The sequence below is a fragment of the Methanosarcina siciliae T4/M genome, assembly GCF_000970085.1.
Taxonomy (GTDB): Archaea; Halobacteriota; Methanosarcinia; order Methanosarcinales; family Methanosarcinaceae; genus Methanosarcina; species Methanosarcina siciliae.
Genome location: NZ_CP009506.1, coordinates 3794606 through 3810525, shown reverse-complemented (window position 1 = coordinate 3810525; position 15920 = coordinate 3794606). Strand labels below are relative to the sequence as shown.

Below are 15920 nucleotides of genomic sequence, written 5' to 3'. Positions count from 1 at the left end.
GGCATGAATTTAAGTTTAACTTGCAAATATTTATTATCGTGTTGGTATTCGTCTTAGTTTGCAAATATTCTATTTATTTAATCATCAATATTACACTTAATCATCTAATATTACACTTGTCGATTTTTGGGAGTTGTAGTCATTGACCGTTACTTTTCCAAAACTGAATTCTTAGTCTATAATCGCTACCAATTTTTCGTGTTACTACAAATTGCTGGTAGTTTATGGTTAATTTTAAGTTGTTTCTTATTATAGATTGATTCGAGCATTTGTTCCAAAACTAAGTTTAATCCAATTATATTATAAAGTTCTGTTAGTTATTCTAAACTTGAATTTTTTATAGTCTTAATACCAGTTCAAGAACTAATTTAATATTAACTTTATCTTTGTGATTCAGTAGTAATATAGTTTGAAAAGTTCCCTGACTGAGGAACATAAGAAATCATTCTTGTTGTCTTAAGTTGTTGATTTTGAACTTGAAGCCTGATTTATGTTTTAGCCGATTATATGAAATCGATATTATGTCTTAATTTTCAATTTGATCAAATGTTTGATAATCTTTATGAAAATGGAGGTAATTTATCACGATTCTTCACTTTACCGAAGACACATGTATTGGAGTCGTAATTTTTATATGAACTTTCTCATAAAATCCAATTGCGCAAATCCTATATACTTTAACTGGCTTTACTATACACAAATTATCTTTTAAAGTGAATATATGGTAAAAGTTTCGGTTGTTATTCCTCTTTACAATAAAGAGCCACATATTAAGAGAACATTATGTTCTGTTTTGGGCCAAAATGTTAACGATTTTGAAGTAATTGTAGTTGATGGAGGATCTGAAGATAATGGTCCAACTATAGTGGAAAACTTTGCAAACATGGACTCACGTATTAGATTGATTCGGCAAGAAGGCACAGGTGTATCAGAAGCTCGTAATCAAGGCGTTCGCGAAAGTCGTTCAGACCTCATCGCTCTTCTGGATGCTGATGATGAATGGATGTCAAATTATCTTGAAACAATTCTGCGGATGCGGGACAATTATCCATACGCAGGTCTATATGCAACATCAATTAAGAATGAATTTATTGGTAATGTGTTGATGGAATTAGACGAAGAATTGAGAAACTTAGTTCCTAATGAAGGGTTAATTCTAAGTTATTTTAAGATATATAAGCACGGGCATGCTTTGTTTGGAACCTCTTCAGTAACGATCCCCAAAAAAATATTTTTAAATATTGGAGGATTTCAAACTGACTTTTGGTGGGGGGAAGATATTGATCTGTGGGGTAGGATTGCTCTAAAATATCAAATTGCTTACAGTAGTCAGGTGTGTGCAATATATTACCAAAATGTTATCAACAGTGCTGTAAAAAGAAAAAAGCCTGTAGAGACTCATCCTTTCCTAATAACCGCAAAGAAAGCTCTAAATCTTGATCAGGTTCCACATGAAATGGTAAATGATTTAAAAGCGTATGTAATGTTTCTTGAAATGTTCACCGCGAAACATAACATCGAAGCTGGTGATAAAAAGCTAGCTTTTGGTCTTTTAATCAGGAAAGATATTAATTTAACTTACAAAAAAAGGTTACTTCGTACCATTGTTTCAACAAGTGTTAAAACCAATTTCCCATTGATCTATAAAAAATATCTAAATATTTATAATCATGAGGTTCCCTAGTCCTTTTATTATACACACATTTCTGAAGCCGTATTTCGGAAGAAAGGAACAGAATGTAAATTTCATAAATTAAAAAGTTCCAGTTTAACAACAGATAATTGTTATTTTATTATTACTGGTACTTGTCGTGCAGTATGTTTTGGGTATAGTGACTGCACATGTAGCTGTTTTTCCCAAAAAAATATTGTGGGATCAACTATAGTAGGGGTCAATCTCATTAATAATACCACTATCACTCAACCGAAGATGCATGAATATTGTTGTCCATTTGTTTTCCTATTAATTTATTAAACAACTTTTTATCTTCTTTATCTATCCCGCCTAAAAGATAAATCAATATTGGGTATGATATTATGATTGGTATGGCAAATAATTCATTATAACTATTAATCGCAAACATAAGTAGAAACATCAAAATACTAGCCATTACAGGTGCTCTTATATCATATATTAATTTAGCCAAACTTATAAAGTTTGGAAGATAATATATCATTATGAGCGCATTTATTAATTCAGTTGCTACAGTTGCCAAAGCTGCTCCTTGATAGCTTAATTGGGGTATTAACAGATAATTCAAACCGATGTTTATAAATGCACAAATTGCAGTAGAAATGGTAGTTACTTTCTGTCTATTTATAGAAACTAAAAGTTGAACTAATGAATAATTTATAAACATAATCGCGGTTGCCCAAATTAATATTTTAAGAACAGCTACAGCTTCATGAACTTGATTTCCGTATAAAATATATATTATTTCGTCTGCAAAAAATGTCACTATTGCGGCGAGTGGTAACGAAATACTAAGTAGATACTTAAAAGATTTGATGTATGCAAGTGTGAGATTCTCTTTAGAATTTTTAAAATATCTTGACATTAGCGGAAACATTGAAACCATATAAATGTTAGGGATAAAGGTAAATGCCTCTGTGAGTCTATAAGCGGCGCTATAAATCCCAACTTCTGAATCACCTTTCATCATTGAGAGCATAACAACGTCAATTCTAAAGTAAATTATAATGAAAACGGAAGTTAAAGCCAGAGGAATCGATTCTTTTAGTAAGGATTTACACAAGTCTATATCGAGGTAGAATTTCGGTCTTATATATTTCCTTGAATAAATCATAGCGAGTACGCTATATAGAGCATCAGATGCTACAGTAGCTAAAACTAACAAGATTAAACCTAAATCATAATAAATAATCACAAACGTTGATACAAAAAGAAATAAACGATTTAATACTCCAAAAATAACTGAATATTTCATCTCAAGGTTTGCTTCATAAATCGCACCAAAAGGTGATAAAGCTCCAAGAAGTAATTCTAAAGAAGCTAATTGAACAAGATATTTTGTTTCAACTGGATAGTCCAAAAAATGTATGGTCAAAACAGATAGGGATAAGGCTGTTATCGACGAAACTATCGAAATTAGAACAGCATTACCAATTAGCTTGTTTGCAATTTCTGGAGATCTTGCAATTTCTCTAACAACTATATTATGTGTTCCAAGTTCTGAAATAATATTGAAAAAAGAGATAAATGCAAATGCAAATGCATACTTTCCATATCCAGCGTCGCCTAGATATCTCACCATATATATAATTACGAATAAGTTAATTATTTTGGTAGTTATTCTACCCACTAACAAAAATCCAGTATTTTTAGCTATTTTTTGTATGGTGTTCATACAAACTCCATTTTTACTAGTGTTTTTTGTCAACAATCACCAAGTAGATAACTACTCATTCGTTCTCAAACTATTAATATTTCAGAACCAATTATTCATGATGAGGTGCTCAATTAATTTCTAATCTCTATAATTCAAAGAAGTGATTTTGAGTTTTGGGTTTCTTAATAATAGATCAGATTGCACATTAATTATATTTTAGTATATAATTCCACATATTTATTTGTGCATTGAAGTAGTGAAAATTTTTCCAATATTCTTTTTTTACATTTTTCGCCCATCGAATCGATGAGTTCTTTGTTATGAATAGCGACTATTTTCTCTACAAGGGCTTTACTTTTTTTTGGAATTATATATCCGTTTTGGCCATCAATAACTATCTCTTTCAAACCACCCGAATCAAATCCTATAACAGGAACTCCTATTGCCATTGACTCTAAAGCTGTATAAGGACATGCTTCTTCTACTAAAGTTGGCATAACAACACAAGATGAAATACAGAAAACTTCTTCGATGTTACTTATCTGACCAGTAAATATGACGTATTTTTTTAAATCGTATTCTTGAACTTGAGTCTCTAGATAATTCCTACATTCGCCTTCTCCTACGAGTATAATTTTTATGTTAGGTATTTGTTTAATTATCGATGGTATTTCTTTGATTAGATAATGAACGCCTTTGTCTTTCCTTAACCCAACACACGTTATTATAAATTCATCTTTAACTTTATATTTTTCTTTTATTTTGCCTACTTCGCATCTTTTATTAAATCTCTCTATATTTATCCCATTATATATTACACACAAGTTTTTAGGATGTATCCCGTAATCCTTAACATATTTTAATTTCGTAAACTTTGAGACACATATGATTCGATTTATTCCATAACTAAACAATTTTGAATTTACATTATAATAAATTAGACGAATCATTTTTTTAAATTTTGTTTTTGCTTCCTTACCTCCCATATGATCCGTATATACAATCCGAACATCAGATATTATACTTAAATAATTTACAATGGTGTATATGGGGTAAAAGTGAAAATGAACGATATCTGGCTGATTTTTCTTTATAATTCTGTAAAATTCAATAAAGTTCTTTATGTTATATTTTGATGGTTTAATTATCTCGATTTTTGCACCTTTGTTTAATAAAGAGTCTTCAACAATCTTAATAGGTTTGTCTCTGAAAATGATTAGGTGTTCAAAATTATTATCTTTTAATTTATCGGTCAATGCAACAATGAATTCTTCAAAGGAACCAAACTTAGTTGGAGAGATGTTACAAATAGATATTACACGTTTTTTGAGAGTTTTCTGGGGCATAGTATTTACTCCATACGTGTTTTCGTAATTTCTTTCATGGTATATTCTATAGATTTATTAAGAGTTTCAAAAAAAGTTCTGTAATTATTTTTATCTTCAAAGTTTTTTCTAGAATTTTTTCCCATAACTCCCATTAGTTCTTCATTGGACAGTATTTTTTTTATTGATTCATACAATTCTTCTATGTTTTTTTCCTCAACAACAAAACCATTGTATTCGTTTTTTATCATGTCGAGACTAGCTCCAACCGCATTAGTAGCAATTACGGGCTTACTAAATGCCATTGCTTCATTTATGACCAAGCCCCATGGTTCGTAAGAATAATCATAAAAAATGGATGGTAGAACAAACAGGTCACATACATTGTAATAAGATGCTTTTTCTTTTTCTTCTATTTGTCCTACAAATAGTACATTATTTAATCCCAAATCTGCAACCATTTTCTCATATTTGTTTCTATCAGGTCCATCTCCGGCAACTAACAAAAAATCGTTTACATTGTCTTTTTCTAACATTTTTAATGAATTCAATAAATAACCCAAACCTTTTCGTTCTATAACTCTTCCCAGATATAGTATGATTTTTTTATCCTGCAATCCTAATTTGGATCTTAAATCAAATGTAGGATTTTTGCTGTAATCGACAGCACACTGAGGATGCGTAAAGATTTTGTCCTTATCAACACCGAAATTTCTATAACAGGTATATGCACTAGTTCCCATTGCAAAAATAGAATCCGAAGTTTTTGACACAAGTCTAGTAAATTTATTTAATAATTTCCTACAAAAGGAGGAATCTTCCCAATGCCAAAATTCAGTCATAAAAACAAATTTTTTCCTGCGTATCTTCGCTATTATCCAGCAAACATACCAGCTTGTAGAGGTTAAAACAACATCGTAGTCACTGCACAAGAGTTCTCTTATTAGTCTAAAATACATTCCAACGTCTTTCCGACCGACCCTAAAGTTAGTTTTCAATACCTTACTTTTCCATTCTTTTGGAATTTCCTGTTGTTTTTCGTTTACGTTATCTTGACCTCTTCCCTGTTTAGTAAAGACAAATGTTGTATCATAATTCCTATTTAATCTCTCAAAAAGTTCAACTCTATAATCCATATGTGCAGGATGAATAAAGATTACTTTCATACTATACATCCTATTAATTTACTGTCTATCTAATATTAAATTATAAACTTCTATATATTTAGGCGTTATTAAATCCCATGAACAACTCTTTGCAAATTCCATCTGGTAATGTATATCTACTTTTTTCTTTGGAAATGAGTTCAGTATTTCACTAATTTTCTTAGTATTGAGTTCAAAATAATTTAACGGAAAGCCATTTTTTATAGCAAAATCATATATACCGACATTTTTGGAGAAATAAACTGGGCAATTTGCACAGGTTAATGCTTCAAGAACGGCCAGAGGGAAATTATCAAATCTTGAGGGGTATATAGCAAGATCAACATTTTTTAAAAATTCTTTTATTTCTTCTTTATTGAGGGAACCTAAGAAAATTACATTGCTGCTTATTTTTAATCTAAAACATATATCTTTTAGTTGCTTTTTTTGAGATCCCTCTCCTGCAAGATAAATCATTGTGTTTTGATTCTTTTTTATGCAGCTTTCTGCAGCTTCCAATAATATGTCAATTCCTTTTTCCCACGAAAGCCTACCGTGATAAAATACATTAAACGCATTTTTATCCACAGGATTTTTTAAATTTACAGTTTCGTAATTCGGTTGGAACCAATAGCTATCAATAGCATTAGGAATAACTACACTTCTTGAAACTCCATATTTTATGAGTTTCTTGTTCATAGAGTAAGAATGAGTTATCACCGCATCTGCACTTTTTAACAATTTTGGTAAAAATATATATGATAATATATGAACAAGTGAACGAATATCTCTATAACTTGATTTAAGCTCAGTCCTTACGTCGCCGTGGTATTGAATTATTATTTTTTTTCTTTTAATTAATTTTGTATGAAAATACAGTAGAAACTTACTGTTCGGTAATATAAAGGGTAACACAGGGAAATGTACTACATAATCTTCGGAAAGTTCATTCAATTCTTTATAACTAATTACACGTAAATTTTGAAATTTCTCTTTAATAATATCTAAGTCTTTTTTTTTAGAAAAAAGTATTATTTCATTAAAAGGCAGGATATCTGCATGCTTAATCAACTCTTCCAAAATTTCCCTGGCAACATTTGAAGGAGATCCTTTATCCGTTGGATAATAATATATTAAGTTCATTTTTTAAACCCGAAACTCAATTTGTCCATAGCCTCATTCTTCCACAATCATAGACCCTATTTTTGTTTCCGGGCAGGGAATTAAATAATGTGTTGTATATATTTGCATCTTCATAATAATAAGAAACATCCACTCTTCCTAAAAATTCTTCAGCTCTTTTGTCTGTAATTGGAAATAGAGATATCCAATTTAATACCCCTGAAGAATCAGTATTCAAAACATATGGATTATCAAAATAAAATTCCTTAGAAAATGGGGAGTTTTTAACTATATTATTTTGATCTAATGTTACAAGCCCATTGATATAATTTAAAATGTCATCGGCATATTTAATTGGTTTTCCACCATATGATGCCGCTAACCTATCTGATTCAAATCCATTATCTACGGCTATTTTATCTTGAGATATATGGTTTCTTATCCATTCTCCGGTAAGGTATGTATCATCTTTCATATACCAATCAGAGTATCCACCTTTGAGTCCTAACCGATAATGTGCAAAAAAAGTAGAAAATGTTACATTCGCTATTAAAACTGTTATAACAATGATAACCACAATTTTACTGTTTCTTTCTTCATTTTTTATTATGTTTAAGAGTCCCACGGACCCTAATAAGGTAGCGAATAAGTATGTTGTCATATAACCATATGTTTGGTTAAATGAAAATATCAGTGTAGGCAGTAAACAAATTAAAATTGCCCATTCCTCAGACAACTTGTCTTTTTTGAGAACAAGATATGTAAGCCCGCCTACAGAAAGTGGAAATATAATGCCTGCGTTCCTTCCTGTAATTATTCCAATATCTATTATCCATGAATATCTAGAGCCTGCATTTATTAGTCCCAATTTACTGCCAAATAAGAAGATAGAAATAATCAGAAGAAAACTAATTGAAATATATATATAATTTAAATTGACCTTCCTCAATGTGACCTTTTTGGTATTCAAGAAATTGTTCCGTCTGCAAACTTCATATACTAAAGTGGTAAGAACTATTACTCCTGAATAAAACATCGCTATATATACAAAGTGGTGAGTTGCAAGCAAAAGCAGTGCAGTTATAATAAATAGGAGTATAAACCTTAATTTGAACCTTTTTACTATTTTAAAGGCTAAGTATATTAAGAATGGGAGAAACACAACAATTTGAGCACGGGTGGTAATTTCCCAGGTTGTGAGGTTCATGGTACCTGCAGTTAACGAAAATATGGCTGCAAATAAGAATCGGTGGAGGAAATTATCATAGAGAACTGTTGCCAGTGAATATGATGCAAATATACTGAATAAGCCCAGAATTATGCAGAAAAGTAAAATTACTATTTCCATCCTTATGCCTGTCAATTGTGACATGCCTGAAAGTGTAAAGGGAACAGCACTGGCATAAGAATAAGGATATAATCCAAAAACAGACATCCAGTTAATCCACCACCCTGCAACTCCAGCGTTAGAAACGGAATTTGCAAGTGAATGTATAAAGAAGGAGTCATAACCTTTCTCATGAGGTATGCTGGGAATTCTCATTACAATGTTCAATATTAACAATAATCCCATTAGCAGAAATTTAGTTTTTCTAGAGGGGTTATATTGAACATCAGAGTTTGAGCTTGAATTTTCCTGCATAGTATCTTCCGATCTCAATATGTTTTTTTCTATAGTACTGCCTGACTTCCGGGATGTCTATTTTCTTTCGGATTTTTACGACTCCTTTTATATATCCTTCTATATATGCAATTCCTATGTAGAAGGGACTTGTTAGGCTATATTTTACGAATTTAAATGTGGCATATAATGGGTGATAGTCCCTGTAATAATCGGATTCCCCTTTAGTCATGTATCCTTTCCATAAACCTTCAGCGCTGCCGGTTCTACGTGTTTGGATTCCGACAATATCTTCAAACTTTTTTGTGTCCCATCCATGTAATACGGCAAGGACGTTTGAGACGGAATCGGCTGAATAGCTTATGGGGAAGCCTCCTGTTTCCATGAAACATTCCCGCCTCCAGACTCTCAGGCCTCCGATTGGAAGGTTGTCTCTGCCTTTCTCGGTAATGAGGTTATTTGCTTCAAAGTATGCTGTGCTTCCGCTGGCAACACCAAGATGGGGGTCTTGTTCAAATCTATCCATGATCTTTTCGAAAAAGTTCTTTTCTAACACCATATCAGCGTCAATGAGGCCGATATATTCGAAGGGAATTTTTTCAGTAGAACTTATGTCCAGAGATAACGATAATCCATCTCTTACTACTTTTGCGTAATGAAAGCTGAGATCTCGTTTCGTTCCTTCGGATGTAAATACATGGATCCAGTCGTATTTTGTTTCAAGATCTTTCAAAATTTCAGCAGAATTGTCAGTACTGTTATCGTTTACAATGAGCCAGAGGTTTGGGGTTATCGTCTGGTTAATTATGGATTCTGCAAGCTCCGGAAGGGATTTTTCTTCATTTTTACACGGAGTTGCCAAAATATAACCAGGTTCTACGGCCATGTATTTTCCCCCTATTTCATTCCAACTGATAAAAATCTGTTGAAATTGAATTATTATTTACTGTTTATAGTTTATATGAACCTTCAATCTCATTGACCATAAATTCCACAACATCTATTTTTTCTTTTAATAGCTTCTCTCTTTTCTCTTTAGAATTCTTTACCAGAAAATTGTCTGACAGAAGCGATTTTGCCTTTTCGAGGGCTTCTCCTCTATTCGGGATAGTGAACGCTAATCCGTAGGTCTCCAGCTCATCGAGATACCCTCTATGGGTATTTGAGACGTATATCGCCGGGACTCCGAGTATGGCTGCTTCCGAAGCCATTGTTGCTCCTTCTCCAATACACATTTTGGAATAGTAGAGAAGATCATGCAGATCTCCTGGTTTGAATTTAAGCTCATAATCAGAGATTGTCTCCCATTGTTTTGTCTCTGAAGAAATTATAACTCGACCATATCTTTCAAGCTCCCTAATAAAATTGATTAACTCTTCCTCGGAACTGAAAGTGAACCCTCTTGCGCCTATATCATGATGGGATGCAAGTGCCGATAAACGCAGTATAATATATCCTTCGTCCAGATTGTATTTTTTAAGCACATCTCTATTCGGTGTAAAATATCTTGAGTGCAGATATGCCAGTTCATAGTACCCATTGAACCTTATTTGTTTGGGACCAAGGTCAAGATAGAAACTGGATGATGTGTATATTTTATCCGTAAAAGGAAATGTCAATTTTATTACAAGTCCGGCAATTTCAGTATCTGAAAAAGCGATATGTGGTTTTCCAAGTACCCGGCTTACGTGAGCCGAATAAGGAGATCCAGGGCTAACAAAGATATCCGGCTGGAATTTTTTAGCTATATTATAAAGGTGTATGTCGTTTGTGATAATGCCAAAAGCCTTGCCGACCATCTGCTTATGGTGTTTGCACACCTCATACTCAAATCCGTACTCTTCAAGTACTCTTTTCGTATTTTCTTTAGCCCTTGCCACTATCTTGATCTCGTGACCCTTTTCTTGAAGTTTCCAGATCACGTTTTTAAAGACATTTACGTCTTTCGGGTGCCCGATATCAAACAGTATATTCATGGCATCTCGACCTTTTTTATTGTTTTGGCAGGCACTCCTGCAACGATATGATAAGGGTCTACATTTTTTGTAACGACTGATCCGGCTCCGACTACAGCTCCCCTGCCAATTCTTATCTCAGGCATTAGTATAGAGCCAGCGCCAAGCCAGGCATCGTCTTCTATTACTATCCGGCCTCTCTGAATTTTTACGTAAGGCCTGATTCGGGAATTATTGGGGTCTGAAGATGTGAGCAGGGTTACGTTTGGGCCTATAGCTACTCTATCTCCGATTATCAGGTTATCAGTATCTTCCAGTTTTTCTGCGATTGTTAGACCTTCTGCTATGTACGTGTGCTTTCCGATCTTGTACCCGCAGTTTTTGTACATAAATATCCGGAGACTGCAACAGGGCAGGTTTTTAGCAAAGTATTTGAGTACCTTTTTCTTCAGTTTCCTTAACGTTTTCATGCCCTGCTCTCCAAATAATCGAAACTATTAATCTAAATGATCATGAGTTCTCAACAACGGTTTCATAACACCCTTGCAAGATTCAATTTTTTATATGCCTTGAACCCCAGATTCAATAGTTCTTTTTTGTTCCGGTCGTGAACCTTCTCGTATCTCCCAAAATTCACTTCCTCGCCGCCAAACCTTCTCTTAAATTCCCTTACTCCATAGGGCTTGTCAGGATGTCCGGCCCCTCCGAAATCAAATTCTTTTTCCTTGCCTGCGTATTCCGAGAGCATGTGCCAGACAACGGCTTCATTTACGTAATTTATTTCCTGTTTTGAGCCTGCGTACCAGTCGTGCACCAGACCTTTATATTTCAGGACTACTCTTGAGCCGACAACTTCGCCGTCAAGGATTGCGAGGTAGAAATCGATAAGTCCGGAATCGGAGAGTTGGTCATATGCACTTTCAAGAAGAGAAATGTCTGCAAGGGGGAGCCTTACGTTTTTATAGGTTTCCTCAATTACTTTATAGCAGTCTTTTACCTCGTCTCTTGTTTCTATTTTCCTGACCTCGATTCCTATTTTCTCAGCTCTGTTTATCCCTTTCCTGCGGGGTTTGTGGATATCTCCCCAGATTTCTTTTGCAGGGCGGTTGAGGTTTATCAGGTAATTTAAATGGGGCTCATACTGGTATCCGAGGGATTCCAGGGTATTTTTCGAGGTCCCCGTATCAAAATGGTTGCGGATCTGGGTATATATGGCTCTGTTGTGCAGAAACTTCTCATAATAGTCGAGCAGCTTTTCGAGAGCTTCAAGCCCTTTTTTACCTTCTGTGAAAAGGGGGCCTCCGATGATTATTGATCTTGAGGAGATTGAGCCGACCAGGCCGGGAGCATCTCTTATAATAACTGCCTGCAGGCCTGCAAGTATTTCTCCGCTTTCCTGCTCGACTGCAGCAAGCGAGACCGGTCCGTAGTTTCTGGTTGACCTGTATACGTCTGCCATTGCACAGGTCTGAAAAATATTTCCTTCCGGGTGGCTGAATACAAAATTCTCCCATTTCTCCCGGTCAAACGACTCCGTAATTTCAATCACTTTAAAGCCCCGCATTTACAGTATCTTTTTTCCGGGTTCTGCTCCTGTACCACACGATCCCTGCTTTCCCGACATTTTTCACATTCTGGAACAGCAGTTCTTTTGCCCAGCCTCCGAAGTCTTCGCACCACCTGTTGGGGTGTACGAGCAGGCAGATCCGGGAAACTTTTTCGGTCCGGATCAGGCGGATTACATCATCAGTAGAAGAAATTGCTTTGAGGTCTGCTTTTGCATTTGCCTCAAATTCTCCCCCTGACTTATCAATCGTATCCTTGACCCGGATTTTCAAATCCGCCCAGGTCCTTCCGGTATCGGTAAGATAAAAGACTTTATTGTAGTCAATTGAAAGGTACGGCTCTCCGGTAAGCCCGAAGTCCCTGAAATCGTACTTCTGCCACAGGTCCCTGTTTGACCAGGGTTTTAGGGGGTTTCCGTGCATGCATACCGTGTTTATTTCGGCGACTTTTCTGAGGTCTTCAAGTTCCTCTCTGAAAATTTTGATTGCTTTTTCCGGGTTCCCATTTGCCTTGTCCATTACCTCATAATGGAAGCCGATCTCGTGGCCCATTCCCGCCATCTGGCGAATGATATCAGGCTTAAAGGTCTCTTCAATATGCCGGAAATAATAAGTGGATTTTATTCCGTAGCCGTGCTCAAGTTTTGCCATAGCGAGGTTTCTGTTAACCGCCCGGTCCACGTCATGCCTGAGGATGATGCATTTTTCGGGGTTGTTTTTAAGAAAATCGTATACTGTGCAGGTAGAATAATCCGTCTCTTTGATTGCCTGCAGCAGACTTTCATATTTTGTTAAAGTAAAATCCCTCACTTCCGGCACCCCCGTTTTTAGCCTGTAATCTGTCCACAACCTGAATTATCTCGTTATATCAGGTTAAGAATTCATGAGTGTATACTCAATTTTTTTATCACAGACTTTTTTGAACACAGGCTTTTTTTCAAGCACAAATTTTTTGAACATAGATTTTTTTCGAACTTCAATTTTTTGTAATTCCAGTTGATCAATTAGAAGGTTTCCGATAGAATTCAATTTTTCAGGTTAAATTGTTATGTGTTTAATATATATCTTACTATTTTACATTTTATTAGATAGTTCTCCCGGAAATTATCCCGAAGATTGCTGATAACTTTTAGGAAAGTTTTTAAATAAATTGCTCAATTATATATGCGTGTGAAGATTGGGTATGATTGACGATGAAAATAAAAATCTGGTTTTAATTTTATTGGTCCTTGCATTGTTTACAGGGATGGCAGTTGAAGTCAGTGAAGGCTCTACTGCGGTTGGGGTTGTCCTCTTCCTCATATCCGTGTTTTTGCTGACAAGAATTAATTTCAAGCAACTGGGCAGTTCCGGTTTGTTGAAAAAGTCTAAAACCTATTTTGTCATAGGGGTTTTTATAGTCTCAGCTGACCTTTATTATAACTTCAAAAACGGTGGGGAACTCGGGACCCTGGACGTTATGACCTTATTTTTCGGAGCCTCTTTAATCGGCACCCAGCTCCAAAACCCGCAGATTGAGCGCGTCTCCAGGTTTGGAATGTACATTTCGTCGGTTTTTGTCGTACTGTACCTTATTTTTTATTCCATGTTTGCTTTTCTTAATATTGATTTCCTGCACAAATTCGACCATTACTTGATCCTTCTTCCGACTGTAAAGCTGCTTGGCCTTGCAGGTATCCCTCTGGAGGTAATCGCTACGGAAACTGTCAGGGTCAGCGGTGTTGAAGAAATGACTGTGATTATTGGGGGGCCCTGCTCAGGTCTGTACTCTATGTTCCTCCTGATCGGGATTGTCTTTGGGTATAGCCGGATCGAAAAAATGGAAGTTAAAAAAACCCTGATGATGCTTGGGTTTTGTGTTGTTGTCGCTTACATAGCTAATTTATTTAGAGTCATTGCTCTTTATTTCGCGGCTTACTATTATGGGCAGGAAACAATGATGTTGCTACACACACATCTGGGCTGGATTATTTTTGCAGCCGTTGCAGCAGGTATAATGTACTTTATAGAACTAAAAAGCTGAAATAGGATCTATTCAAAGCATTTTTTTAACACCCTTTTTTACTTGAGACGATTTTACTTGAGACGCTTTTACTTGAGACAATTTTACTTGAGAAGATAGTTTCTAAGTATTTTTCTTATGAAGTCTCGCTTTTCTTCTCTTCTTTCGCATCCGATTTTTCTTTATGGGCTATGTGGCTGCGGTTGAAATGAATAAAAGTTAATCCTCTTTTCATCAAATGCTTGAAAGCCTGCACCGGGTTCAAAAAAACCCTTTTACGGGTCGGAGAAGGGCTCCTCAAATAAATCCTTCTTCTGGACAGCTTCGCAGTAGCCCCTAAAAACAGTAAAACTGTACCTGTATACGCTGCAGCAATTCCTCCATTGACAAGGAAATTGAAATCTTTGAGTGCAAAAGTAACCCCTACTATAATCACAAACAAAAATGCCATGTATGAGACAAAGCTTATCCCTAACGCAAGCCTCCAGTTTTTCACATCAAAAAAGCCAGGGACTCTTGAGCGCTTATTATCGATGTTGTCATTTTTAGAATACGTCGAATGGCTGAGGATACGTGCAACCCTGTCTCCTGTTTCGGGATGTGTATCAAACATGGATATGAAAATAGAAAGGTATCCTCTTACCTGCTGTGTGTGAGTGCTGAACAGGTGGAAATGCCCGGGATTAAACCTGGTTGATACTGGCTGAAGGGGAATATAATTTTCAAGGTACTCGATAGTTTTTGCCAGGACCCGGGGGTTTTCTGTCAGGTTGACTGCTACTTCATCGGCTTCAAGTTCTCTTTTCATCGGGTTTCTAAGATGAATAAGAAGTGCTGCAGGCGGGACTGCAATAGCAGTTGCAATATACCTGAAGAATTTCGGCGCCGGGTCCTCCGGCTGTCCGAAACCCGAGAGCATCGAGCACCACATCGCAAAATTCGGAAAAGACATTATTGTGCCTGCAAGAAATGCCGTAAATGTGTTTTTGCCCACGTCTTTATTTTTTATGTGCCCTACTTCGTGTGCCATCAAAGCTTCAAGTTCCAGTTCCCCGAAAATCTCAAGCATGGATGTTGAAATGGCAAGCGATGTTTTACTGGCATGTCCTACGGTAAACATTGAAGGGATGCTCGATTCAAAGCTGTATATTTCCGGAGGCTTGACTCCTGCTTTTGAGGCGAGGTCTTCAAGAAGCGAATAGAGGAGAGGTTTCTCGTTTTTCTGGATCTTTTTTGCTCCGTACCATTTGAGGACCCGTTTGCTGCTTGAAAAATATATATACGCATACAGGATAAATCCCAGGATTGCAATTACTACAATAAACAAAATAATTTCTATCGTGAGCCCGCCTGATAAAGCTGAAGAAAAATCAAAAGACCCAGGAATTCCAGATCCAGCCATTTACATGTTCCCCGGTTTTTTTCTTAACTGCTAGTTTAACTGCTAATATTAATATTACTGCTACAAAACGCATCGCTGCGGCAATGAATGTATTACTCCTTTAGGTATTGACTCCGTGCATATCTCCCTGGGTAATAATATAATTATAGGCACAGTAAGTCTCAAAAAGTAAATACTTTTCGAATCAAAACTTCCGGATGAATCATCATACGGCATTTTTTTAAAATCTTCTCCCTTCAGGTAATCAGTTATTTTTTGGAGTTCTCCTTTAGTTATCTGTATAAATATTTGTATAAATACACTTTTGACTATTTAATTTACTATTTGATGATTATTTAATTGACTGTTTATGTGGCTTTCAATTATCCATTTTTGAACTGCGGACTTAAATTACAGGTTTTATATTTTTAATTTTATCACTAACGTCCGCAGG

General features: G+C 35.5%; 13 protein-coding genes. 2 read left to right on the top strand and 11 right to left on the bottom strand.

All coding sequences use genetic code 11. The features are described 5' to 3' along the window. The first annotated feature begins 721 nt into the window (after positions 1-721). Positions 722-1684 (top strand): glycosyltransferase family 2 protein, encoded by a 963-nt coding sequence (locus MSSIT_RS21410; RefSeq protein ID WP_052721691.1) that lies wholly within the window; start codon positions 722-724, stop codon positions 1682-1684. A gap of 232 nt (positions 1685-1916) precedes the next feature. Here the strand turns inward: MSSIT_RS21410 and MSSIT_RS15950 are convergent, their stop codons facing one another. The 10 genes from MSSIT_RS15950 to MSSIT_RS15905 all read right to left on the bottom strand — a co-directional run bounded on the left by MSSIT_RS15950 (position 1917) and on the right by MSSIT_RS15905 (position 12893). Next, positions 1917-3368, bottom strand: a complete 1452-nt coding sequence (locus tag MSSIT_RS15950) for a flippase (protein ID WP_048173543.1) — start codon at positions 3366-3368, stop codon at positions 1917-1919. Positions 3369-3559: 191 nt separating this feature from the next. After that, the gene (locus tag MSSIT_RS15945) at positions 3560-4696 is read right to left on the bottom strand and encodes a glycosyltransferase family 4 protein (protein ID WP_048173542.1); all 1137 of its coding nucleotides are present in this window, start codon (positions 4694-4696) and stop codon (positions 3560-3562) included. A 5-nt stretch (positions 4697-4701) separates the two neighbouring features. After that, positions 4702-5841, bottom strand: a complete 1140-nt coding sequence (locus MSSIT_RS15940; RefSeq protein ID WP_048173541.1) for a glycosyltransferase family 4 protein — start codon at positions 5839-5841, stop codon at positions 4702-4704. Between the two features lie 18 nt (positions 5842-5859). Next, positions 5860-6963, bottom strand: a complete 1104-nt coding sequence (locus MSSIT_RS15935) for a glycosyltransferase family 4 protein (RefSeq protein ID WP_048173540.1) — start codon at positions 6961-6963, stop codon at positions 5860-5862. Positions 6964-6979: 16 nt separating this feature from the next. Next, complete coding sequence (locus tag MSSIT_RS15930) at positions 6980-8584, bottom strand: hypothetical protein (RefSeq protein WP_048173539.1); 1605 nt, start codon at positions 8582-8584, stop codon at positions 6980-6982. After that, positions 8556-9449, bottom strand: coding sequence for a glycosyltransferase (locus MSSIT_RS15925; protein WP_048173538.1), 894 nt, complete (start codon positions 9447-9449; stop codon positions 8556-8558). Before MSSIT_RS15925 ends, MSSIT_RS15930 begins: the two co-directional genes overlap by 29 nt. A 64-nt stretch (positions 9450-9513) precedes the next feature. After that, positions 9514-10539 (bottom strand): DUF354 domain-containing protein, encoded by a 1026-nt coding sequence (locus MSSIT_RS15920; RefSeq protein WP_048173537.1) that lies wholly within the window; start codon positions 10537-10539, stop codon positions 9514-9516. Continuing rightward, positions 10536-10988, bottom strand: a complete 453-nt coding sequence (locus tag MSSIT_RS15915) for an acyltransferase (RefSeq protein ID WP_231589903.1) — start codon at positions 10986-10988, stop codon at positions 10536-10538. Before MSSIT_RS15915 ends, MSSIT_RS15920 begins: the two co-directional genes overlap by 4 nt. 62 nt (positions 10989-11050) lie before the next feature. After that, positions 11051-12067: a lipid II:glycine glycyltransferase FemX gene (locus tag MSSIT_RS15910; protein ID WP_048174957.1), complete on the bottom strand. Its 1017-nt coding sequence runs from the start codon at positions 12065-12067 to the stop codon at positions 11051-11053. Between the two features lies 1 nt (position 12068). Beyond that, positions 12069-12893 carry a polysaccharide deacetylase family protein gene (locus tag MSSIT_RS15905; RefSeq protein ID WP_048174956.1) on the bottom strand — a complete coding sequence of 275 codons (825 nt, stop codon included), beginning with the start codon at positions 12891-12893 and terminating at the stop codon, positions 12069-12071. A 373-nt stretch (positions 12894-13266) separates the two neighbouring features. Here MSSIT_RS15905 and artC point away from each other — a divergent pair, with 373 nt between their 5' ends. Beyond that, positions 13267-14106: an archaeosortase C gene (gene artC, locus MSSIT_RS15900; protein WP_048173536.1), complete on the top strand. Its 840-nt coding sequence runs from the start codon at positions 13267-13269 to the stop codon at positions 14104-14106. A 115-nt stretch (positions 14107-14221) separates the two neighbouring features. Here the strand turns inward: artC and MSSIT_RS15895 are convergent, their stop codons facing one another. Beyond that, complete coding sequence (locus tag MSSIT_RS15895; RefSeq protein WP_231589902.1) at positions 14222-15487, bottom strand: M48 family metalloprotease; 1266 nt, start codon at positions 15485-15487, stop codon at positions 14222-14224. Positions 15488-15920: the final 433 nt, after the last annotated feature.